Source organism: Rhizobium leguminosarum, assembly GCF_004123835.1.
GTDB classification, from domain to species: domain Bacteria; phylum Pseudomonadota; class Alphaproteobacteria; order Rhizobiales; family Rhizobiaceae; genus Rhizobium; species Rhizobium leguminosarum_M.
In genome coordinates this window covers 1,562,545-1,584,388 of record NZ_MZMU01000003.1, presented here as the reverse complement: position 1 = coordinate 1,584,388, position 21,844 = coordinate 1,562,545, and the positions used below count along the sequence as shown (strand labels likewise).

Below are 21,844 nucleotides of genomic sequence, written 5' to 3'. Positions count from 1 at the left end.
TCTATCTGACGGGATCGATCGATTCGTTCGCGCACCTCTCTAAGGATGGATAAATGTCTCAGCCGAGAACCGGCACACCGGGCGATGTCGAAGAAATCCATTGGCCTTCTCTGGTGGCAGCCATCTCGTCCATATCAGCCGTTGGCATAGCAATCGGCCTCGGTCTGCCCCTCCTCAGCATCATCCTCGAAAAACGCGGTATCTCGTCAACCCTGATCGGGCTCAACACGGCGATGGCCGGGGTCGCGGCGATGGCCGCCGCACCGATCACCACCAAACTCGCCCATAAGTATGGTGTGGCGCCGACGATGATCTGGGCCGTGCTGATTTCAGCACTGAGCGCGCTCGGTTTCTATTACGCCCAGGATTTCTGGATGTGGTTTCCGCTGCGTTTCGCCTTCCACGGCGCGACGACGACGCTGTTCATCCTCTCCGAATTCTGGATCAACGCCGCTTCGCCGCCTTCCAAGCGCGGTTTCGTGCTCGGCATCTATGCGACGGTGCTTTCCCTTGGCTTCGCGGCCGGACCGCTGCTGTTTTCGATCCTCGGCAGCGACGGCATCTTCCCCTTTCTGATCGGTGCCGGCGCGATCCTGCTGGCCGCCATCCCGATCTTCATCGCCCGCGACGAAAGCCCGGTGCTCGAGGAAAAACCGGAGCTGCATTTCATGCGCTACGTTTTCCTGGTGCCGACGGCGACGGCAGCGGTCTTCATCTTCGGCGCGGTCGAAGCGGGCGGGCTGTCGCTTTTCCCGATCTTTGCCGTGCGCGCCCATTTCACCGAATCGCAGGCCGCACTTCTGCTCACCATGATGGGCGTCGGCAACGTCATCTTTCAGATCCCGCTCGGCCTGCTTTCCGACCGCATCGCCGATAAGCGGCCGCTTCTGGCCGGTATGGCGCTGATGGGCTTCATCGGCTCGATGATGTTGCCGCTGTTGCTCAACAACTGGCTGCTGATGGCCGGGCTCCTGCTTTTCTGGGGTGGCTGTGTCTCAGGCCTCTATACGGTCGGCCTCAGCCATCTCGGCTCGCGGCTGACGGGCTCCGATCTTGCAGCGGCCAATGCTGCCTTTGTCTTCTGTTATGCGATGGGAACCGTGGCCGGGCCGCAGGCGATCGGCGCGGCGATTGATGTCGCTGGAAATAACGGGTTTGCCTGGGCGATTGCCGCTTTCTTCGGTCTTTACGCCCTACTTTCCGGCATCAGACTGATGTTCATTCGAAAACGGGCTTGACTTTTCGGGCGGGATTCGTAGTTTCGCGCCAGGATTTGCCGTGGAGCCCATCCGGCTTCCACGGCTTTCATTTTCTTAAAGGCAGGACGACCATGGCCAAGGCTACAACAATCAAGATCAAGCTGCTGTCGACAGCCGACACCGGTTTCTTCTACGTCACCACGAAGAACAGCCGTACGATGACGGACAAGATGACGAAGACGAAGTACGACCCGGTTGCAAAGAAGCATGTCGAGTTCAAGGAAACCAAGATCAAGTAATCACTTGGCCTGACGGATTTCACAAAAAGCGCGCGCCTTCGGGTTGCGCGTTTTTTTATTGTCCGGCTTTCTGGTTTTCACGATGATAGCGCAAACAGACAAAACGCCGCCCTTCCATCTTCGGGAAGTGGCGGCGTTTTCGTGAAAGGGGGTCGGCCAGCATGCAAAACGGCACGAGGAACCGCTATAACTTGCCTACTAGCCGACCGACCCCACGACCCAGGAGATGCGGCGGACCTGAGCATCATGGGGTATCGACAACTCCTCAACGGGAGCGCTTCTCTTATGAGCGATAATTTGCGCAAAAATGAAAGAAAATCAACAAATTCTTAATGATGAATTTTCTCATCTTGATTCTATGGTTAAAAGTCCAGATTTGGGACATACAAAGATTTGTCGCCTCTGCTTTGGATCGAAGCGTAGCGCCTGCTCTTTCCAAGAAATTCGACAATATAACTTAATAACTTACGCCTTCCCTCCCCTTACGTGAGGTGACGTCGCCGCAATCTATTTGACCCCGTCGGCGATAGGCATTTTTTATAGTCTTCATTTCATATTGAGCTACGGCCTGACGCTCTCAAGACTATCGCGCGGCAACACATCCGCGGCAACGCGGCGAGTCCATTTTTGGGCTATTGGGCTGCAATTTTTTCTCCCCGCAGTGCACAGGCGGAGATTAAAAATCGGTAACAATTCGCTTACCGCAGTGGAAAACCCGCAAACGGCGCCTAATGGCGGCAAATGATTCGTCAGGCGGCGGCGGCGACCACGCGGTTGCGGCCGGTATTCTTGGCCTCGTAAAGGGCCAGATCCGCCTGTTTCATCAGTTGGTCCGGGGTCAGCACCGACGTAATGCGCGAGGCGATGCCGAAGGAAGCCGTGACGTTCAGTGCTTCCCCGGCGTGTTTCAGCATGAAGGGAGCGTTTTCGATCGCCGCACGCAGGCGCTCTGCGACGGCGGCGGCAATTTCCGGCGAGGTGTCGGGCATCACGACAACGAATTCCTCTCCGCCGTAGCGGCAGGCGAGATCGGCACCGCGGATGGTCGACCGGACGCGATTTGAAAATTCCCGCAGCACCTCGTCGCCGCCGTCATGGCCATAGGTGTCGTTCACATGCTTGAAGCGGTCGATATCGGTGATCAGCACCGAAAGCGGCCGACCCCGCGCCATCGAACGATTGAAGAGCACGTTCAGGTGATTGTCGAGATAGCGCCGGTTATAAAGGCCGGTCAGCGGATCGGTCACGGCAAGCTCGATCGTCTGCTTGACGCTGGCGCGCAGCCGGTCGTTATAGCGCTTGCGGCGGATCTGCGTCAGGCTGCGGGCAACCAGCTCATTGGGATCGACCGGACGGATGATGTAGTCGTTGACGCCGAGATCGAGCGCGCGCACGACCATTTCGTCAGCGCCCTGCTCGGTGATGATCAGGATCGGCAGGAAGCGGGTGCGCTCCAGCGAGCGCAGCTGCGAGCAGAGGCGAAGCGGATCGTAGTCGTCGAAGTTGGCGTTGACGATGACGAGATCGAACGCGCTTTCGGCCGCCTCGAAGAGGGCGGCCTGCGGATCGGAAAGGGCAAGTACGTCGGCGACGGGCTTCAACGCTTTGATGATGCGCTCCTGCGAATTCGCGCGGCCGTCGACGAGCAGGACCTGAGCGGCCTCGTCGGCGCGGCCCTCGCCTGCCCGTGTGAGGTCATCGATGCCCATCGTATGAGCGGTGTCGGCGCGGATGCGCAGCTCATCGCTCAACGTCTTCAGCCGCAGCAGGCTCTTCACCCGGGAGATCAGCTGCAGATCGTTGACCGGTTTGGTGAGAAAATCGTCAGCGCCAGCCTTCAGGCCGCGTACGCGGTCGGTCGGCTGGTCGAGCGCGGTGACCATGACGACTGGAATATGGGCGGTCTTCTGGCTGGCCTTCAGCCGCTCGCAGACCTCGAAACCGTCTATGCCGGGCATCATGATGTCGAGCAGGATGAGATCGACCTGGTTGCGCTCGCAGATCGCCAGTGCCGTATAGCCGTCGGCTGCGGTCATCACGTCGAAATACTCCGCAAGCAGCCGCGCTTCAAGCAGCTTCACGTTGGCCGGAATATCGTCAACCACCAGTATTCGCGCAGTCATCAGCGTCTTTCCGATGCGTCAGGCATCGCCCAGATAGGTCTTGATCGTCTCGATGAATTTCGGAACCGAGATCGGCTTGGAAACATAGGCCTCGCAGCCGCCCTGGCGGATCCGCTCCTCGTCCCCCTTCATCGCGAAAGCCGTAACGGCGATGACGGGAATCACGTGCAGCTCGTCGTCTTCCTTCAGCCATTTCGTGACTTCGAGGCCGGAGACCTCGGGAAGCTGAATATCCATCAGGATGAGGTCGGGGCGATGCTTGCGCGCCAGATCGAGCGCCTCCATACCGTTTCTGGTCTGGATCGTCGTGTAGCCGGACGCCTCGATGAGGTCGCGAAAGAGCTTCATGTTGAGCTCGTTATCTTCTACAATCATCACCTGTTTGGGCATGACAAGCTGTCCCTACGTCCGTTCGCGCAGCGGTTCGTCCCATGAGAAAGGCACATGCGGACAAATAGCTCGTGAAACCGATAGCGCACGCTACCGGTATTTGGTTGAAGAAAAGGTAACTTACCCAGCGAAATGCAAAGCAACTTCAAGACTTCGAAACAACAGGCCGCCGACCCGCACGAGACGGCGATCGCCGTGCTCGGCTGGCTTGCCGACGATCCCGACATGTTCGGCCGCTTCCTCGCCCTGACGGGTGTGGCGCCCGGCCAGGTGCGCAACGCCGTAAACGATCCGGGATTCCTTGCCGGCTTGATGGATTTTCTGATGAACCACGAACCGACGGCCATGGCCTTCTGCGCGGCGAGCGGGATCAGCCCAGAGACGGTGACCGCCGCCTGGCAGCATTTCTCGTCACCGGGCCTCGATTCCGGAGAATACTGACCGTGACCTCCGGGGAACTCGACATCTCGCATATCCGCCTCGGCGAACGGCCGTTGATCGTCTGTGACGTCGACGACGTCGTGTTGCAGTTCATCGGTCCCTTCCAGCTTTTCCTTCAGAGCCAGGGGCACGCGTTTCTGCCGCGATCGTTCCGGCTTCACGGCAACATCGTCTCGCAAGCCGACGGCGTGGAGATCGAGGATCAAGAGGTCAGCCGGCTGATCGAGGAGTTCTTCGAGGCTCAAGAGCTGTGGCAGACGCCGCTCGACCGCGTCGTCGAAACGCTCGACCGGCTTTCGGAAGAGGCCGATGTGCTTTTCCTGACAGCCATGCAGCCACGGTTCCAGGACCAGCGCCGCCGCCTGCTGGACAGGATGGGCCTGCTCTTTCCGCTGCTTGCCACCGAACAACCCAAAGGGCCGATCGTTCACGCATTGCATGCCAGCCGCTCCCTTCCCGTCGTCTTCATTGATGATATGGCGCGCAATCTGCATTCCGTCAGGGATCACGTCGCCGATTGCCTGCTGATTCACCTGATGCCGAACTCGCCCGTCCATCGTTTCGCACCGGCCGCCGCTGACGACATCACCCGCGCTACCGACTGGACCCATGCGGCCGAGCTGATCGAGGCGCATTTTGTTTCCGGCACCTTCACGCACGCAGTTCCAGCCGCATGAGCGGACGGCCGTCCTTGCGCCGTGCTACCGTCTCGAAACCGGCGGCATCGAAGATCGCCGTCGAGCCGATGCAGAGCGTCACGGATTTCGACTGCTTCACATGATCGATCGGACAGGCTTCGAGCAGCCGCGCTCCCTGGCGCCGCGCATGGTCGATCGCCCCGGCGAGCAGACGGTGGCTCATTCCCTTGCCGCGCAGTTTGGGCAGCAGGAAGAAGCAACTGACGGCCCAGATGGATGGATCATGCGCATCGCCCTCCTCCAGCGGCCGCGAGACGGTGCGCGGCGAATTGAACTGCGGCACGTCGTGGCGCGGCCCGACCTGCACCCAGGCGACCGGCGCGCCGTCGGCATAACAGAGGATGCCAGGCGGCGGATCCGCCTTGATCCGCTCCCGCATATGCGCCTTGCGCTCGTTGGCCGCCATCTTGGTCCTCACCGCATGTGGCAGGCGCAACGCGACGCACCAGCAGTTATAGAAGCCACCCTGCGGCCCGAACAAGGTTTCGAAGTCATCCCAGCGTTCTGGCGTTACCGGCTCGAAACGAAGATCGTTATCCAAAGGCAAAGCTTCCACCCTATCTTGTGACTCGGAAGCTTAAGGCGTAACCTCACAATGTTCAATCTTTGTTCCCATGATGACGCCCACGCCTGACAAGACACCCGGCTTCTGTCGCGACTGCCTTGCCGAGCAGAAGGGCGAGGCGCGCCGTTGCGTTTCCTGCGGCAGCCCGCGCCTCGTACGCCATCGCGAACTCTACGCATTGACGCTCGCCCATATCGACTGCGACGCCTTCTACGCAGCCGTCGAGAAACGCGACAATCCGGAACTTGCCGACAAGCCTGTCATTATCGGCGGCGGCAAACGCGGCGTCGTCTCCACCGCCTGCTATATCGCCCGTATCCATGGCGTGCGGTCGGCCATGCCGATGTTCAAGGCGCTGGAAGCATGCCCTCAAGCGATCGTCATCCGCCCCGACATGGAGAAATATGTCCGGGTCGGACGGCAGGTGCGCGCCATGATGCAGGATCTGACGCCGCTGGTGCAGCCGCTATCGATCGACGAGGCCTTCCTGGAGCTCGGCGGCACCGAGAGGCTGCATCACGATCCGCCGGCACGCACGCTGGCCAAATTCGCCCGTCGCATCGAAACGGAGATCGGCATCACCGTTTCGGTCGGGCTTTCCTATTGCAAATTCCTCGCCAAGGTCGCCTCCGATCTGCAGAAGCCACGCGGCTTTTCGGTCATCGGCCGCGAGGAAGCGGTCGAGTTCCTGGCGCCGCGTCCTGTCACTACCATCTGGGGCGTCGGCAAGGCCTTTGCGGCGACGCTGGAAGCCGACGGCATCCGCACCATCAGCCAGTTGCAGCAGATGGAGGAAAACGACCTGATGCGCCGCTACGGCAGCACCGGCCAGCGGCTCGCACGGCTGTCGCGCGGCATCGACGACCGAGAGGTGCATCTCAACGATGCGGCCAAGAGCGTATCGGCCGAGACAACCTTCTTCGACGACATATCGCGCTACGACGACCTGGTGCCGATCCTGCGCAACCTTTCCGAAAAGGTGTCCTGGCGGCTGAAGAAAAACGGCATTGCCGGCCATACCGTCGTCCTGAAGATGAAGACCGCCGATTTCAAATCGCGCACCCGCAACCGCAAGCTCGAAGACCCGACCCAACTTGCCGACAGGATCTTCCGCACCGGGCTCGAACTTGTCGAAAAGGAAACGGACGGCACGAAATTCCGCTTGCTCGGCATCGGCGTCACCGATCTCGGCGATGCCGGCCGCGCCGATCCGCCCGATCTCATCGACCAGCAATCAGGGCGGCGAGCGGCTGCCGAAGCGGCGATGGACAAGCTGCGCGAGAAGTTCGGCAAGAAGACGGTCGAGACCGGCTACACCTTCGGCAGCAAGCGCGATCACTAAGGCGTGAAACCTGCGGGTGATCCAGCCTATAAAATCTTCCTTAAACTTCGTCCCATAATGTGCCGGGCAAGTATTGCGTATGGTTGGGTATCATGTTCTTGCGTCTCGTCTTCGGCCTCGGCTTGCTGTCGGCCACCGCACTCGTGCACCCCGCTCTTGCCGCGGATGTGCGCACGCTGCAGATCATCGTCTCGAAGGACAAGCAGTCGCTTGCGGTCTATGATGGCACCGAGGTCGTCGCGACCTCGAAGGTCTCGACCGGCAAGGACGGCCACACGACGCCGAGCGGCATCTTTTCGGTGCTGGAAAAGCAGAAATACCACGAATCCAATCTCTATTCCAACGCCCCGATGCCGTTCATGCAAAGGCTGACATGGTCCGGCATCGCGCTGCATGAATCGAATTCGGTGCCGCGTTATCCGGCATCGCATGGCTGCGTGCGTATGCCCGGCGCCTTCGCAAAAATGCTCTATGGGATGACCGACCGCGGTGTCCCCGTCATTATCAGCGACGGTGAACTGGCGCCGCAGCCGATCGAGCATCCGACGCTTTTCCATCCGGATGCACCGGCGATGCCGCTGCTGTCAGACGTCGAACTGCGGCCCTCCATGCCCGACAGCCCCGAGAAGCCTGTGCAGGTGGCGATGAACGACACGGCTGCGATGCCGATGCCGGCAGCGCCACCGATTGCAGCGCCCGAACCCGAGCCGCCGTCCGAGCCGATCAGCATGCTCGTTACGCGCCGGACCCTTCGCGAGACGGTGATCGACATCCAGGCCCTCCTCAACCAGCTCGGCTTTTCCGCCGGCAATCCGGACGGCTTCCTCGGTCCGTCGACCGTGCAGGCGATCAAGGCTTTCAGGACATTGCGGCCGACGGAATTCGCCGCCGACAGGAGCCTGGTCTCCGACACACTCCTCAGGGAAGTTTATGCCGCGGCCGGCAAGGGTCAGCCGCCGAACGGCGTCATCATGGTGCGGCAGGCCTTCAAGCCCCTCTTCGAAGCGCCGGTGACGATCGCCGATCCGGGACTGGCGCTTGGCACGCATTTCTTCACGTTGCATGCCGTCGATGCAAAGGCCGGCACAGCGGACTGGCTCGGTATCACGCTCGAGAACAATCTCTCCCGCGAAACGATGAAGCGGATCGGCATCACCAATCAGGAAAGCTCGATCATCACAGGCAAGCCGATCGCCCGTTCGCTCAGCCGGATTACCATCCCCCATGAGACCCGCCGCAAGATCGACGCCCTCATCGCGCCGGGCTCGACGCTGACGATCTCCGATACCGGCCTCGGCCGGGAGACCGGCGAAGGCACGGATTTCATCACAATCACCCGCGGGTGATGGCCATCACACTCTTTGTTTTATGCATGTCGTTATCCCGGAACCGCCGCACACTTCCGGGCGACATGCATTAATCAGACGAGCTCGACGTCGACGACGCCGGGAGCGGCGCGAAGGGCGGCGGCAATCTCCGGCGTGATGCGGTATTTCTCCGACAGCGCCACTTCCACTTCGCGTTTGCCATCCTCCTTGATGACGATGAAGGAAACCAGGCCGTCGCCCTTGGCATTCAAATGGCCGGCCACCATCCTCAGCGGTCCGGAATCGCGGACATAGACGCGTAGCGCCTTCTGCATCTGCAGCGACTTTTCCTCCAGCGACTGGATCGTCTGGATGCGCAGGCCGATGCCCTCCGGCCGCTCCTCGCCCGTCGCGGTCAGCACGAAAGATTTTCCCGATTCGAGCACATCGCGATACTGGTTCAGCATTTCCGAAAACAGCACCGCTTCGAACTGGCCCGAAGAATCCGAAAAGACGATGATGCCCATCTTGTTGCCGGTGCGGGTCTTACGCTCCTGCTTCGAGATGACGGTACCGGCAAGCCGCGCATTGGCCGCGCCCTGTTTGATGGCGGCGGAAAACTCGGCAAAGGTCTGCACCCGCATCTTCTGCAGGATGTTGTTGTAGGAATCGAGCGGGTGGGCTGTGAGATAGAAGCCCAGCACCTGGAATTCCTTAAGCAGCCGCTCGGAGGGGAGCCAGGGCGAGAACGGCGGCAGGGAGATCTTCTCAGGCCCCGACGTCAGCGTGCTGCCGAAAATGTCCGACTGGCCGCTCAGCTTGTTCTCCTGGGCGCGCTGGGCATAACCGAGAACACGGTCGAGGCCGGCTGCCAGCTGGGCGCGGTCCAAGTCGAAACAATCGAAGGCGCCGGCATAGATCAGGCTTTCGAGCACGCGACGATTGACCTGACGCGGATCGATGCGCAGGCAGAAATCCTCGATACTGGCAAAGGGCTTGTCGCCGCGCACCTCGACGATATGGTCGACGGCGGACTCGCCAACGCCCTTGAGGGCGGCGAGCGCGTAATAGATGCGGTTGTCGCCGGTCTCGAAATGGCGGAAGGAGGTCTGCACCGAGGGTGCGATCACCTCGATGCCGAGGCGCTTGGCATCCTGACGGAAATCATTGACCTTTTCCGTGTTGGACATGTCGAGCGTCATTGAGGCGGCGAGGAATTCGACCGGATAATGCGCCTTCATGTAGGCCGTCTGGTAGGAGACGATGGCATAGGCGGCGGCATGCGACTTGTTGAAGCCGTAATTGGCGAACTTCGCCAGCAGCTCGAAGATATTGTCGGCCTGCGGCTTCGATACGCCATTCTTGACGGCGCCAACGACGAAGCGTTCGCGCTGCTGGTCCATCTCGGCCTTGATCTTCTTGCCCATGGCGCGGCGCAGAAGGTCGGCTTCGCCCAGCGAATAGCCGGATAGTACCTGGGCGATCTGCATCACCTGTTCCTGATAGACGATGACACCCTGGGTTTCCTTGAGCAGGTGGTCGATCATCGGATGGATCGATTCCAGCTCTTCGTCGCCGTGCTTGCGGGCATTGTAGGTCGGGATGTTCTCCATCGGGCCTGGACGATAGAGCGCCACCAGCGCGATGATATCCTCAATGCAGTCCGGCTTCATGCCGATCAGCGCCTTGCGCATGCCCGCACTTTCCACCTGGAACACGCCGACCGTCTCGCCGCGCGACAGCATCTCGTAGGTCTTCTTGTCGTCGAGAGGAATGGCCGCGAGGTCGACCTTGACGCCGAGCTTGGCGACGAAATCGACCGCGACTTTCAACACGGTCAGCGTCTTCAGGCCGAGGAAGTCGAACTTGACGAGGCCTGCCTGCTCCACCCATTTCATGTTGAACTGGGTGACCGGCATGTCGGAGCGCGGATCGCGATACATCGGCACCAGCTTGGAAAGCGGGCGGTCGCCGATGACGATGCCGGCGGCATGCGTCGAGGCATGGCGGTAAAGCCCCTCGATCTTCTGGGCGATGTCGAGCAGGCGCGCGACAACAGGTTCTTTCGCCGCCTCCTCCTGCAGCTTCGGCTCCTCCTCGATCGCCTTGGACAGCGGCGTCGGATTGGCCGGGTTGTTCGGCACGAGTTTGCAGATCTTGTCGACCTGGCCGTAGGGCATTTCCAGCACGCGGCCGACGTCGCGAAGGGCGGCGCGCGCCTGCAGCGAACCGAAGGTGATGATCTGCGCCACCTGCTCGCGGCCATATTTGGCCTGGACGTAACGGATGACCTCTTCGCGGCGGTCCTGGCAGAAGTCGATGTCGAAGTCGGGCATCGAGACGCGTTCCGGATTGAGGAAGCGCTCGAAGAGCAGCGAAAAACGCAAGGGATCGACATCGGTGATCGTCAAGGCATAGGCGACCAGCGAACCAGCGCCCGAACCACGGCCGGGACCGACCGGAATGTCATGCTGCTTGGCCCATTTGATGAAGTCGGCAACGATCAGGAAGTAGCCGGGGAAACGCATGCGCTCGATGACGCTGAGCTCGAAATCCAGCCGTTCGCGATAATCCTTTTCCTCGTAACCCGGCGACATGCCGAGCGTTGCAAGCCGCATGTCCAGCCCTTCGACCACCTGGCGGCGCAGCTCGCTCGCCTCGGCGCGTTCGGCCTCCTCGGCATCGTCGGTCGCACCGGTGAAGCGTGGCAGGATCGGCTTTCGCGTCTTCAGCACGAAGGAGCAGCGCGTGGCGATCTCGATCGTATTTTCCAGCGCTTCCGGCAGGTCGGCGAAGAGCTTGACCATCTCGGCCCTGCTCTTCAGATAGTGATCCGGCGTCAGGCGAAAGCGGCTGTCGTCGGAGACGATGGCGTTGTGCGCGACCGCCATCAGCGCATCATGGGCGTCGTAATCGTCGCGGGTCGGAAAAAAGGCCTCGTTGGTCGCAACCAGCGGCAGGTCGTTTGCATAGGCGAGCCCGATAATCTTCTGCTCGTGCCGCTTGTCGTAGGTGCCGTGCCGCTGCAGCTCGACATAGAGCCTGTCGCCGAAGAGGCGCTTCAGCGTGAGCAGCCGGGCTTCCGCCTGAGCGGGATGGCCTTCCTTGATCGCCACGTCGACCGGCCCGGTCAAGGCACCGCTCAATGCGATCAGCCCTTCCGTGCCTGCCTCCTCCAGCCAGGAGGAGCTGATATGAACAGCCTGGTTGCTCTCGCCGCCGAGATAGGCCCGGCTGACGAGATCGACCAGCCGTTCGTAACCGGCATCCGTCGCGGCGAGAAGAACGATCGACGGCAGCTTGACCAGGGCCTGCTGGCCGCCGCGCTTTTCCGTTTCCAACCCGTCTTCCATGTCGATCGAGACCTGGCAGCCGATGATCGGCTGCAGGCCGTCTTCCATCGCTTTCTGGGAGAATTCGAGGGCGACGAACAGATTGTTGGTGTCGGTAATCGCAATCGCCGGCTGGCTGTCGCCGGTCGCCTTGTAGAGGATCTTCTTCAGCGGCAGGGCGCCCTCGAGAAGCGAATAGGCGGAATGGACCCTCAGGTGGATGAAGCCCGGCGTGCCGGTCGCCTCACCCGTTGAACCCTTTGCCGTATCCGCCATGACATGCCTTCCCAATCACCCGAATGAATCGGACGCATTGTCGGCATAGAGGGCGATGATGTCCAGAAGAAGTCCCGCGTCCGGACCGCATGATTGCCATACAGTCCCCTGAAACTTTAGAGCGCCATGACGATGAGCGAGAAGCTGGCAACGAACATTGCGATGGAGGTGAATGCTGCGATATCACGGATCATGTCAGTCATCGGTCTCTCCTTTACTCGTTATGTTTTCACTTTGTTCCATGTATGTTCCGTTGTCAACGGGAATCTTTTCCTTCTTTCTTGTGTTGAAAACTCCCGGATGCGCGGGGCGAATCGCACGAGCTGGCACTGATTGTAATCGGTAGCCGCCATGCCCTTTCCCCGCCCCGCAGATCAGACATCGTGTTCGGGCGGCCGACGTCCACCCAAGGTGATCCGCTTATTTCCCTCCGGGGTTCTCTTTTTGTTCTTTACATGTCGCGGCCTATTTGCCAGCATCGGGCAAGAGGAGAACGACATGCTCGACATTGCGGTGCTGAACGAATTCATCGTAGAGGCGAAGGCTGCGACCTATGTCGGCGGCGGCGTACCGAGCGTACCCTGCCGGCTGGGTGCCCACGATATCGGTTACGAACGCGGCGACTGGCGCTATCTCGACAGCTATTTCGGTGGAACCGATTTCGCCGGACAGGAAGTGGTGTGGTTTGCCGGCGAGCCCGTCTGGGCGATGAATTATTTCGGCTGCGTCATTGCGCCTGATCTCATCGACGGCGCAGCAGCCGGAACGCTGATCAAGGCTGCCCTTTCGGCGATGTATCGCGAGGGCCGGTTTCTTGGCGGGATGGAATTCGACCATCCGTTCGGCCGCTATATCGACAGCAGCGAAGGCGGCTGCGAGCGGTTCAGCGGCCACGAATGCATCATGGTCGATGGCCAGAAGGCCTATATGCTGGACTATCGAGGCGGGCTGGTCATCCCCTGATTGTGGCCCACGGCTGTTCTGTAAAAGTGCATAATATCCCGCCAGGAGATCGGCGAGATCAGCCCCTCATCCGGCTGCCGCCACCTTCTCCCCGTAAACGTGGCGAAGGGACATGCCGCGACCTCTCCGTCCCCACTCGCTCTCACAGGGCACGTCCCCTCGCCCGTTTACGGGGGTCCGAAGGACGAGGCGAGACCAGTGGCTCGACCCCGGTAGGTTAGGGTCAGGGGCAGTCATCGGCGTCAACCGAACAGCCATGGACCGCAGTCTCAGAAATCGACGATCTTGCCGTCGGAGATCGTCACGCGCCGATCCATGCGGCGGGCGAGCTCGTGATTATGGGTGGCGATGAGGGCCGCAAGGCCGGACTGGCGCACCAGCGCTTCCAGCGCGTCGAAGACGTAGCTTGCCGTTTCCGGGTCGAGATTGCCGGTCGGCTCGTCGGCAAGAAGCAGGGTCGGCGCATTGGCGACGGCGCGGGCAATCGCAACGCGCTGCTGCTCGCCGCCGGAAAGTTCGCCCGGGCGATGCGAGCCACGATGGCCGATGCGCATATAATCGAGAAGCTGGCCGGCCCGCTCGCCGGCTTCCTTCCAGGAAAGCCCGGCGATCAGCTGCGGCATCATGATATTTTCGAGCGCCGAGAATTCCGGCAGCAGGTGGTGGAACTGGTAGACGAAGCCGATTTCGCTGCGGCGGATGGCGGTGCGTTTCTCGTCGCTCAGGCCGTCACAGGCATGGCCGTTGATGTTGACCTCACCGCCGTCTGGATGCTCCAGCAGGCCGGCGACATGCAGCAGTGTCGACTTGCCGGTGCCGGAAGGGGCGACGAGAGCGACAATCTCCCCCTTCGATATCGAAAAATCCGCGCCCTTCAGGATCGAGAGCAGCGTACCGCCCTGCCCGTAATGGCGCTCGACGCCGGTAAGCTTGAGAACGACGTTGCGTTTCATGAAGGCGGCATTCCTTATTCGTAGCGCAGGGCCTGCACCGGATCGAGCCTGGAGGCACGCCAGGCCGGGAAGATGGTCGCGATGAAGGAGAGCGTCAGCGCCATGACGACGATCGAGATCGTTTCGCTCAGATCCATCTCGGCCGGCAGTTGGCTGAGGAAATAGACCTGAGGATTGAAGAGCACGGTGCCTGAAATCCAGGAGAAGAACTGGCGGACGGATTCGATGTTGACGCAGACGAGAACGCCGAGCAGCACACCGGCAATAGTGCCGACGATGCCGATCGCCGCCCCGGTCATGAAAAAGATGCGCATGATCGCGCCGGCGCTGGCGCCCATGGTGCGCAGGATAGCGATATCGCTGCCCTTGTCCTTCACCAGCATGATGAGGCCGGAGATGATGTTCAGCGCCGCCACGAGCACGATCAACGTCAGGATCATGAACATGACGTTGCGCTCGACCTGCAGCGCCGAGAAGAAGGTCTGGTTGCGCTGGCGCCAGTCGGTGATGGCGATCTGGCGGCCGGCCGCCTCCTCCACCTTGGGCCTAAGATCGTCGATATCGTCGGGGTTATCGACGAAGAGCTCGATCGACTGCACCAGTCCCTCGGCATTGAAATAGAGCTGCGCTTCCTCGAGCGGCATGAAGATGATCGAGGAGTCATATTCCGACATGCCGATCTCGAAGAGGCCGGAGATCTTGTAGGATTTGATGCGAGGGCTGACGCCCATCGGTGTGATGTCGCCATCCGGTGACGTCAACGTAATGAGATCGCCAACGCGCAGACCTAGTTGATCGGCCATGCGGCTGCCGATCAGCACGCCATCGCCGGAGGCATAACCCACCATATCGCCTGATTTGATGTTGTCGGAGACCGTCGTGAGCTTGGTCAGGTCCTCGGCGCGGGCGCCGCGCACCAGAGCGCCGGTACTGCCGCCGGCTTGGGCTGAGGCGAGCACCTGGCCTTCCACCAGGGGGAGCGCCATCTTGACGCCGGGCACGGCGGCGAGCTTGCTGCTGAGGACAGGATAATCGGTGAAGGGGCCGTCGACCGGCTGGACGATCATGTGGCCGTTGATGCCGAGGATGCGCGAGACGAGCTCGGTGCGAAAGCCGTTCATCACGGCCATGACGATGATCAGCGTCGCAACGCCGAGCATGATGCCGACGAAGGAGAAGCCGGCGATGACCGATATGAAGGCCTCCTTGCGGCGGGCGCGCAGATAACGCCACGCCACGAGGCGTTCAAAGGTGGAAAATGGCTTGCCAGCCGGACCCAAGCCGGATTTCGAACTCCGGTCCACTGCTGCCTCTGCCATTTCGCCTCCGTTTCCTTAAGCCACGAACCGATTGATCGCCGCTTCGATGGTCATCGTTTCGCGGGCGCCGGTCTTGCGGTCTTTCACCTCAACTTCGCCGTTTGCGACCGCGCGCGGGCCGGCGATGATCTGGACGGGTACACCGATCAGGTCGGCGGTCGCGAATTTCGTGCCGGCCCGGTCGTCGGTATCGTCATAGAGCACATCCTTGCCGGCCTTGGTCAGCGCGGCATAGATCAGCTCGCAGGTATCGTCACAGGCCTGATCGCCCGCCTTCATGTTGATCACAACGATATCGAAGGGCGCGACCGATGCCGGCCAGATGATTCCGTTATCATCATGCGATGCTTCGATGATGGCGGGAACAAGGCGTGTCGGGCCGATACCGTAGGAACCCATATGAACGAAATGTTCCTTGCCGTCTGGTCCCTGCACTTTCGCGCCCATCGGCTCGGAATACTTCGTGCCGAAATAGAAGATATGGCCGACCTCGATGCCGCGCGCCGACAGGCGGTCGCCCTCGGGAACGGCGTTGAAGGCCGCCTCGTCGTGCATTTCCGAGGTCGCCGCGTAGAGCGAGGTCCACTTGTCGAAGATCGCCTGCAGACCCTCAACGCTGTCGAAATCTGTGCGCTCGCCCGGAATATCGAAATCGACGAAATCCTTGTGGCAGAAAACCTCGGATTCGCCGGTGTCGGCGAGGATGATGAATTCATGGCTGAGCTTGCCGCCGATCGGGCCGGTATCGGCGCGCATCGGGATGGCGCGCAGGCCGAGCCGGTCGAAAGTGCGCAGGTAGGCGGCGAACATCTTGTTATAGGAATGCTCCGCCGCTTCGCGCGTCAGATCGAAGGAATAGGCATCCTTCATCATGAATTCACGCGAGCGCATGGTGCCGAAGCGCGGACGGATCTCATCACGGAACTTCAGCTGGATATGATAGAGATTGAGCGGCAGGTCCTTATAGGACTTGACGGAGGAGCGGAAAATATCCGTTACCATCTCTTCGTTGGTCGGGCCGTAGAGCATCGGCCGATCCTGACGGTCCTTGATGCGCAGCATCTCCTTGCCGTAGGCGTCGTAGCGGCCGCTTTCCTGCCAGAGCTCGGCCGATTGCAGGGTCGGCATCGACAGTTCGATGGCGCCGGCGCGGTTCTGCTCGTCGCGGATAATGGCGTTGACCTTATCGAGCACGCGCTTGCCGAGCGGCAGCCAGGAATAAATGCCCTGCGACTGCTGGCGGATCATGCCGGCACGCAGCATCAGCCGGTGGGAGACGATTTCCGCCTCCTTGGGGTTTTCCTTGAGGATGGGCATGAAATAGCGGGACAGACGCATGGCGGATTCCGAAGCAGTTGAGATCCCGCAGCAGGCGGAATCGAAAGACCATTGTTAATGTCGGGAGCGTTCATAGCCGCTTCGCGGCAGGAAGGAAACCCGCAACGGATGCCGGCAACCTCCCGGAAGCGCATGTTCGCACCTGCAAAAAGAAAGGGCATGAAAAAGCGCGTGTTTATAAGGACTTGAACGAAAATCTTGTCAACAGAAAAATTTTGCTAGAGTGTAGCAAAAATGCAAAAAAAGCTGATGACAAAGCCCAATGTTTGAGCTAGTTTTAGCTCACAAAACAGGCAGGAAGTTAAATTCTTGCCGAATTCGCGGTCAAGTCTTGGGAGGATCAGATCTTAGGCGCGCTCGTCGCAGCCCCGGCAACGGTTACAGATCACGCGATACTTAAAACAAGGCTTTTAGCCTTGTTTTTTTTTGGCTTTCCAGCCTCCATCCCATCCAAAAAACCAGCTGACTTCCGTAAGGGGATGGCCTTCCTTCCGTTACGAGAGCTGTTTGCCGCAACAGTATGACGCTGGTATGACGAAGTTCGCTATCAATAAGTTTACATCTGCTCAAAGTTTGAGCAAAAGCCACACTCAGTGGAAGCTGGGGCCGAGTTGAGGCAGGGCGTCGAAGCCCCAGCCGAAATAGGTGTCGCAGACGTACCAGAGGCCGTAGACCAGGGCCGAAATCAGCGTCGTCAGCGAAAACACGAAGACGGCGCGAAACCAGGTGGGCGCGCTCGGAACGGTGCCGAGCACGACGTCGTTGTCGTCCGCCTGGGTGCGCAGGCCGATCGGCAGGACGGCGAAAAGCGTCATCCACCAGATGATGAAGTAGACGGCAAATCCCTGAAGAAAGATCTGGAGCATTATGGTTCCCGTTGGTGTCGCGTCGTTATACGGCGGAATGGCGACCAACTCAAAGCGGACGAAAGGTTTAGCCGTCTTCGGGTCACTCTGCCGCAGCAGGGCTTTCACTCTGCCGCAGGGCTCAGGCCTGTTCGAGTTCGATCAGCGTGCCGAAGAAATCCTTGGGGTGCAGAAAGAGCACCGGCTTGCCATGCGCGCCGGTTCTCGGCTGGCCGTCGCCGAGCACCCTCGCGCCCGCCTCTACCAGCCGGTCCCGGGCGAGAAGGATATCGTCCACCTCGTAGCAGATGTGGTGCATGCCGCCGGACGGGTTCTTTTCGAGGAAGGCTGCGATCGGCGAGGCAGCCCCGAGCGGCTGCAGCAATTCGACCTTGGTGTTCGGCAACTCGACGAAGACGACGGTGACGCCGTGCTCAGGCAGAGCCTGCGGCTGCGATACGGCGGCACCCAGCGTATCGCGATAGGCCGCCGTCGCCGCGGCCAGATCGGGCACGGCGATGGCGATATGGTTGACCCGGCCGAGCATGGTCAGACCTTGGTGACGAAGGCGGTGACAAGAGGTTTCTTGCCCCATGTGTTGTTCGCGGCCGAGCGGATGGCGCGGCGCACGGCCTCCTGCAGCATGTCGATATCCTTGCGGCGGGCGCGCGGAATGCTCTCGATGGCGCTGACCGCCGCGTCGAAGAGCGTATCCTCCATATCCTCGCCCTCATCATCGTAGGTCGGCAGGCCGATCGAAATGAGGTCGGGTTCGCCGACGATGTCATAGCGGGCGTCGAGCAAGACGTTAACAGCGACATGGCCGACATAGGAGAGCTTCTTGCGCTCGCCGATACCCATCTCGTCGAAATCGCCGATCAGCGTACCGTCCTTATAAATCCGGCCATGCGGCGCCTCGCCGATCACCTCGACGGGACCGGGCGCCAACCGCAGGATATCGCCGTTGCGCACCCGGGGCACCAGCGCGATGCCGGATTGCTCGGCAAGTTCCTTGTGTGCCGTCAGATGCGTCGCCTCGCCATGCACCGGCACGACAATCTTCGGCCGCGTCCACTCGTACATCCGCTGCAACTCATTGCGGCGCGGATGGCCTGAAACGTGGACCAGCGCCTCGGTATCGGTGATGATGTGCACACCTTGCTCGACGAGGCCGTTCTTGATGTCCTGGATCGCCTTCTCGTTGCCGGGAATGGCGCGCGAGGAAAAGACGACGATATCGCCGGCCGCAAACGCCACATTGCGCATCTCGTCGCGAGAGAGCTTGGCAAGCGCTGCCCGCGCCTCGCCCTGGCTGCCGGTCAAGATGACGACGACCTTATCGCGCGGGATGTAGCCGTATTCGTCCTCGGAGATGAAGGGTTTCACGCCTTCCATCAGGCCGATGTCCTGGGCAACGTTGACGACGCGCTTCAGCGAACTGCCGAGCAGCAGCACTTCGCGGCCTGCCGCCTCTGCAGCCTCGGCAACGGTACGGATGCGCCCGACATTCGACGAGAAGGTGGTGATCGCCACCCGGCCCTCGGCATTCTCGATGATCTTGCGCAGGCTTTCCGACACATCCTTCTCAGAGGGCGAAACACCGTCGCGCAGCGCATTGGTGGAATCGCATATCAGCGCCAGCACGCCCTCGTCGCCGAGCTGGCGGAAGCGTGTCTCGTCGGTCAGAGGCCCGAGCGAAGGCTCGTGGTCGATCTTCCAGTCGCCGGTATGGATGACATTGCCGACCGGCGTGCGGATCATCAGCGACATCGGCTCGGGGATCGAATGGTTGACGGCCACACCTTCGATACTGAAGGGGCCGACATTGATCGTATCGCCTGCCTTGAACGGAGTTACCGGCACTTCGCCGATCGTCGCTTTCTCGAAATTGCGCTTGGCTTCGAGCAGACCTGCGGTAAAACCAGAGGCATAGACCGGCACATTGAGCCCGGGCCAGAGGTCGGCGAGCGCGCCATAATGGTCTTCATGCGCATGGGTGATGATGATCGCCTTGAGGTTTTTGCGTTCGCTGGCGAGGAAGCGGATATCGGGCAATACGAGGTCGACGCCCGGCAGGTCAGGCCCCGGAAAAGTGACGCCACAATCGACCATGATCCACTGGCGATGCTCGGGCGGGCCGTAGCCATAGAGAGCGAGATTCATGCCTATCTCGCCAACGCCGCCCAGAGGCAGGAATACCAGTTCGTCCTGTTTCGCCATAATTTTTGTTTTTTCCGCTATCCAAAAAACACATCACCGGCAGCAATGAGCATTATCCTGCCAGCGCCGGTATCGAGCATCAACAAGCCATTATCATCAATTCCGGCGAATTGTCCGGAAATCGATCTGTCCGGCAAATTCACCGTAATCTTTTCGCCGACGCCGCAGGCGATCGCGCGCCAGAGCGCCGTGATCTCGCCGATGCCGCGGCCCTGATCCCATATTTCAAGCACTTCCGCCGTGGCCGCGAAGAGATGCGCGAAGAGTTCCTCCGGAGACGCCGCACTTCCCTGCTGACGCAGGCAGGTGACGGGATAGAGCGGATTGTCCGGCATCACAGAGATATTGACGCCGATGCCAACGATCAGCGCGTAACGTCCGTCCGGCAACCCCTCGCCTTCGACGAGAATGCCGCAGGTCTTCTTTCGACCGATGAGGATATCGTTCGGCCATTTGACCTCGAGCGGCTCGGCGCCCAGTGGCAGCACCCTGCGGATCGCCTGGTGCACGGCAACGGCGATCGCCAGCGGCAGCGAGCCCAGGCGTTCCATCGGCGCCGGGTCGATCAGAAGAAGAGAAGCGTAGAGATTGCCGCGCTCGGAAACCCAGAGCCTGCCGCGGCGGCCGCGGCCGCCCGTCTGCCTCTCGGCGGTCACCCAGAGATTGCCGCCATCGCCTGCCCGAGCCCGGGCGAGGCATTCGCTGTTGGTAGACGATGTTTCCGACAGAGCCTCGTGCCTGAAATCGCCGAGCGATATCCGGCGCCGTCCGTCGGAAGCCATCAAAAGAGCGTCGCTGCGGCAAGCTCTGCCGCGCCGCCGATCGGGCCGCCGATGAGGACATAGGCGGTGACGAAGAGACCGGAGAGACCGAAGACCAGACGCAGCGCTCCGGAGACACGGGCGAATTCGCCGGTCGCCTCATCGAACCACATCAGTTTGATGACACGCAGATAGTAGTAAGCGCCGACGACCGAGGCAAGGACGCCGATGATGGCGAGCGCATAGAGCTTGGCCTCGATGGCGGCAACGAAGACGAAGTACTTCGCGAAGAAGCCGGCGAGCGGCGGGATGCCGGCGAGCGAGAACATCAGCGCCGTCAGCACCACGGCCATGAACGGGTTGGTTGTGGAGAGGCCGGCGAGATCGTCGACATTTTCGACGACGGTGCCATCCTTGCGGCGCATCGACATGATGATCGCAAAGGTGCCGAGCGTCATGACCATGTAGATGACCATGTAAAGCATGACGCCGGTGACGCCGGTCTGGTTGCCGGCGGCAAGGCCGACCAGCGCATAACCCATGTGGCCGATCGAGGAATAGGCCATCAGTCGCTTGATGTTCTTCTGGCCGATCGCGGCAAACGAGCCGAGCAGCATCGAGGCGATCGAGATGAAGACGACGACCTGCTGCCAATCCGCCAGAACCGGCTGGAAGGCAGTGATGACGATGCGCGTCATCATCGCCATGGCGGCAACCTTGGGTGCTGCGGCAAGGAAGGCGGTGACCGGTGTCGGCGCGCCTTCATAAACATCCGGCGTCCACATATGGAAGGGAACGGCCGAGATCTTGAAGGCGATGCCGGCGAGGATGAAGACCAAGCCGAAGATCAGGCCGAGCGAACGCGCGCCCTCAACGGACAGCGCCTGGGCGATTTCGGAGAAATGGGTATGGCCGGTGAAGCCGTAGACCAGCGACATGCCATAGAGCAGCATGCCGGAGGAAAGCGCGCCGAGGACGAAATATTTCAGGCCGGCTTCGGTCGATTTCAGGCTGTCGCGGTTGATCGCTGCGACGACGTAGAGCGCCAGCGACTGCAGTTCCAGCGCCAGATAGAGCGAGATCAGGTCGTTGGCCGAGATCATCAGCAGGATGCCGAGGGTCGCAAGCACTAGGAGAACCGGGAACTCGAACTTGTCGAGCTGATTTTCGCGGGCGTGGCCGATCGACATGAAGATGGCGACCAGCGAACCGATCAGCGCCACCAGCTTCATGAAGCGCGAGAAGCCGTCGGCCATGTAGACCCCGCCATAGGCAAGGCCTTCTGCGGGCACGAAGAGCAGCCACAGGCCGGAGGCCAGGAGCAGGACGATGGCCAGGCCAGTGACGACAAGGCCTGACCGCTCGCCTGAGAAGACGCCGACCATCAACAGGACAAGGGCGCCGACCGCGAGGATGAGCTCCGGCGCGGAAAGATGCAGACTGAGGAGAATTGTTTCAGCGGTCATGTCCAAT

General features: G+C 60.8%; 19 protein-coding genes. 7 read left to right on the top strand and 12 right to left on the bottom strand.

Features of this window, described 5'->3' with window-relative positions:
• The first annotated feature begins 53 nt into the window (after nucleotides 1-53).
• Together B5P46_RS11685 and rpmG are read left to right on the top strand one after the other, a co-directional pair.
• Nucleotides 54-1,238 carry an MFS transporter gene (locus B5P46_RS11685; protein ID WP_027665386.1) on the top strand — a complete coding sequence of 395 codons (1,185 nt, stop codon included), beginning with the start codon at nucleotides 54-56 and terminating at the stop codon, nucleotides 1,236-1,238.
• Nucleotides 1,239-1,330: 92 nt separating this feature from the next.
• Entirely contained in the window at nucleotides 1,331-1,498 is a 168-nt protein-coding gene (rpmG, locus tag B5P46_RS11680) for a 50S ribosomal protein L33 (protein ID WP_003547442.1), read from the top strand.
• Between the two features lie 749 nt (nucleotides 1,499-2,247).
• Here rpmG and B5P46_RS11675 read toward each other — a convergent pair.
• Both B5P46_RS11675 and B5P46_RS11670 read right to left on the bottom strand, forming a co-directional pair.
• Nucleotides 2,248-3,621 carry a PleD family two-component system response regulator gene (locus tag B5P46_RS11675; RefSeq protein WP_129418764.1) on the bottom strand — a complete coding sequence of 458 codons (1,374 nt, stop codon included), beginning with the start codon at nucleotides 3,619-3,621 and terminating at the stop codon, nucleotides 2,248-2,250.
• Between the two features lie 18 nt (nucleotides 3,622-3,639).
• On the bottom strand, nucleotides 3,640-4,011 hold the full coding sequence (locus B5P46_RS11670; RefSeq protein WP_003547430.1) for a response regulator: 372 nt from the start codon (nucleotides 4,009-4,011) through the stop codon (nucleotides 3,640-3,642).
• A 132-nt stretch (nucleotides 4,012-4,143) separates the two neighbouring features.
• On the opposite strand from B5P46_RS11670, the gene B5P46_RS11665 reads away from it, so the two are divergent.
• On the top strand, nucleotides 4,144-4,452 hold the full coding sequence (locus B5P46_RS11665; RefSeq protein WP_029872830.1) for a DUF3572 domain-containing protein: 309 nt from the start codon (nucleotides 4,144-4,146) through the stop codon (nucleotides 4,450-4,452).
• A 2-nt stretch (nucleotides 4,453-4,454) separates the two neighbouring features.
• A complete protein-coding gene (locus B5P46_RS11660; RefSeq protein WP_129418763.1) occupies nucleotides 4,455-5,129 on the top strand; it encodes a hypothetical protein in 675 nt (224 codons plus the stop codon).
• Here the strand turns inward: B5P46_RS11660 and B5P46_RS11655 are convergent.
• Nucleotides 5,104-5,691, bottom strand: coding sequence for a GNAT family N-acetyltransferase (locus B5P46_RS11655; RefSeq protein ID WP_129418762.1), 588 nt, complete (start codon nucleotides 5,689-5,691; stop codon nucleotides 5,104-5,106). The two genes, B5P46_RS11660 and B5P46_RS11655, sit on opposite strands and share 26 nt — an antisense overlap.
• A gap of 76 nt (nucleotides 5,692-5,767) precedes the next feature.
• On the opposite strand from B5P46_RS11655, the gene B5P46_RS11650 reads away from it, so the two are divergent.
• On the top strand, nucleotides 5,768-7,057 hold the full coding sequence (locus tag B5P46_RS11650; RefSeq protein WP_129418889.1) for a DNA polymerase IV: 1,290 nt from the start codon (nucleotides 5,768-5,770) through the stop codon (nucleotides 7,055-7,057).
• Nucleotides 7,058-7,149: 92 nt separating this feature from the next.
• Entirely contained in the window at nucleotides 7,150-8,403 is a 1,254-nt protein-coding gene (locus tag B5P46_RS11645) for a L,D-transpeptidase family protein (RefSeq protein ID WP_129418761.1), read from the top strand.
• 74 nt (nucleotides 8,404-8,477) lie between these two features.
• On the opposite strand, the gene dnaE is transcribed toward B5P46_RS11645, so the two are convergent.
• Nucleotides 8,478-11,972: a DNA polymerase III subunit alpha gene (dnaE, locus tag B5P46_RS11640; RefSeq protein WP_129418760.1), complete on the bottom strand. Its 3,495-nt coding sequence runs from the start codon at nucleotides 11,970-11,972 to the stop codon at nucleotides 8,478-8,480.
• Nucleotides 11,973-12,470: 498 nt separating this feature from the next.
• On the opposite strand from dnaE, the gene B5P46_RS11635 reads away from it, so the two are divergent.
• Nucleotides 12,471-12,935, top strand: a complete 465-nt coding sequence (locus B5P46_RS11635; protein ID WP_129418759.1) for a DUF5680 domain-containing protein — start codon at nucleotides 12,471-12,473, stop codon at nucleotides 12,933-12,935.
• A gap of 269 nt (nucleotides 12,936-13,204) precedes the next feature.
• On the opposite strand, the gene B5P46_RS11630 is transcribed toward B5P46_RS11635, so the two are convergent.
• From B5P46_RS11630 to nuoN, 8 genes are all read right to left on the bottom strand, one after another.
• The gene (locus tag B5P46_RS11630; protein WP_017963867.1) at nucleotides 13,205-13,888 is read right to left on the bottom strand and encodes an ABC transporter ATP-binding protein; all 684 of its coding nucleotides are present in this window, start codon (nucleotides 13,886-13,888) and stop codon (nucleotides 13,205-13,207) included.
• 14 nt (nucleotides 13,889-13,902) lie between these two features.
• Complete coding sequence (locus B5P46_RS11625; RefSeq protein ID WP_129418758.1) at nucleotides 13,903-15,207, bottom strand: lipoprotein-releasing ABC transporter permease subunit; 1,305 nt, start codon at nucleotides 15,205-15,207, stop codon at nucleotides 13,903-13,905.
• Nucleotides 15,208-15,222: 15 nt separating this feature from the next.
• Entirely contained in the window at nucleotides 15,223-16,545 is a 1,323-nt protein-coding gene (proS, locus tag B5P46_RS11620) for a proline--tRNA ligase (protein WP_129418757.1), read from the bottom strand.
• Nucleotides 16,546-17,135: 590 nt separating this feature from the next.
• Nucleotides 17,136-17,411 carry a DUF1467 family protein gene (locus tag B5P46_RS11610; RefSeq protein ID WP_129418756.1) on the bottom strand — a complete coding sequence of 92 codons (276 nt, stop codon included), beginning with the start codon at nucleotides 17,409-17,411 and terminating at the stop codon, nucleotides 17,136-17,138.
• Between the two features lie 121 nt (nucleotides 17,412-17,532).
• Nucleotides 17,533-17,937 carry a methylmalonyl-CoA epimerase gene (mce, locus tag B5P46_RS11605; RefSeq protein ID WP_129418755.1) on the bottom strand — a complete coding sequence of 135 codons (405 nt, stop codon included), beginning with the start codon at nucleotides 17,935-17,937 and terminating at the stop codon, nucleotides 17,533-17,535.
• A 2-nt stretch (nucleotides 17,938-17,939) separates the two neighbouring features.
• Complete coding sequence (locus B5P46_RS11600) at nucleotides 17,940-19,610, bottom strand: ribonuclease J (protein ID WP_129418754.1); 1,671 nt, start codon at nucleotides 19,608-19,610, stop codon at nucleotides 17,940-17,942.
• Nucleotides 19,611-19,627: 17 nt separating this feature from the next.
• Nucleotides 19,628-20,392, bottom strand: a complete 765-nt coding sequence (locus B5P46_RS11595) for a biotin--[acetyl-CoA-carboxylase] ligase (protein WP_129418753.1) — start codon at nucleotides 20,390-20,392, stop codon at nucleotides 19,628-19,630.
• Nucleotides 20,392-21,837, bottom strand: coding sequence for an NADH-quinone oxidoreductase subunit NuoN (nuoN, locus tag B5P46_RS11590; RefSeq protein ID WP_128404361.1), 1,446 nt, complete (start codon nucleotides 21,835-21,837; stop codon nucleotides 20,392-20,394). Before nuoN ends, B5P46_RS11595 begins: the two co-directional genes overlap by 1 nt.
• Nucleotides 21,838-21,844 lie beyond the last annotated feature (7 nt).

Bases quoted from the DNA above. Each gene is read 5' to 3' on its own strand.
- B5P46_RS11685 (WP_027665386.1), top strand. From the start codon at position 54: ATGTCTCAGCCGAGAACCGGCACACCGGGCGATGTCGAAGAAATCCAT.
- rpmG (WP_003547442.1), top strand. From the start codon at position 1,331: ATGGCCAAGGCTACAACAATCAAGATCAAGCTGCTGTCGACAGCCGAC.
- B5P46_RS11675 (WP_129418764.1), bottom strand. From the start codon at position 3,621: ATGACTGCGCGAATACTGGTGGTTGACGATATTCCGGCCAACGTGAAG.
- B5P46_RS11670 (WP_003547430.1), bottom strand. From the start codon at position 4,011: ATGCCCAAACAGGTGATGATTGTAGAAGATAACGAGCTCAACATGAAG.
- B5P46_RS11665 (WP_029872830.1), top strand. From the start codon at position 4,144: ATGCAAAGCAACTTCAAGACTTCGAAACAACAGGCCGCCGACCCGCAC.
- B5P46_RS11650 (WP_129418889.1), top strand. From the start codon at position 5,768: ATGACGCCCACGCCTGACAAGACACCCGGCTTCTGTCGCGACTGCCTT.
- B5P46_RS11645 (WP_129418761.1), top strand. From the start codon at position 7,150: ATGTTCTTGCGTCTCGTCTTCGGCCTCGGCTTGCTGTCGGCCACCGCA.
- dnaE (WP_129418760.1), bottom strand. From the start codon at position 11,972: ATGGCGGATACGGCAAAGGGTTCAACGGGTGAGGCGACCGGCACGCCG.
- B5P46_RS11635 (WP_129418759.1), top strand. From the start codon at position 12,471: ATGCTCGACATTGCGGTGCTGAACGAATTCATCGTAGAGGCGAAGGCT.
- B5P46_RS11630 (WP_017963867.1), bottom strand. From the start codon at position 13,888: ATGAAACGCAACGTCGTTCTCAAGCTTACCGGCGTCGAGCGCCATTAC.
- B5P46_RS11625 (WP_129418758.1), bottom strand. From the start codon at position 15,207: ATGGCAGAGGCAGCAGTGGACCGGAGTTCGAAATCCGGCTTGGGTCCG.
- proS (WP_129418757.1), bottom strand. From the start codon at position 16,545: ATGCGTCTGTCCCGCTATTTCATGCCCATCCTCAAGGAAAACCCCAAG.
- B5P46_RS11610 (WP_129418756.1), bottom strand. From the start codon at position 17,411: ATGCTCCAGATCTTTCTTCAGGGATTTGCCGTCTACTTCATCATCTGG.
- mce (WP_129418755.1), bottom strand. From the start codon at position 17,937: ATGCTCGGCCGGGTCAACCATATCGCCATCGCCGTGCCCGATCTGGCC.
- B5P46_RS11600 (WP_129418754.1), bottom strand. From the start codon at position 19,610: ATGGCGAAACAGGACGAACTGGTATTCCTGCCTCTGGGCGGCGTTGGC.
- B5P46_RS11595 (WP_129418753.1), bottom strand. From the start codon at position 20,392: ATGGCTTCCGACGGACGGCGCCGGATATCGCTCGGCGATTTCAGGCAC.
- nuoN (WP_128404361.1), bottom strand. From the start codon at position 21,837: ATGACCGCTGAAACAATTCTCCTCAGTCTGCATCTTTCCGCGCCGGAG.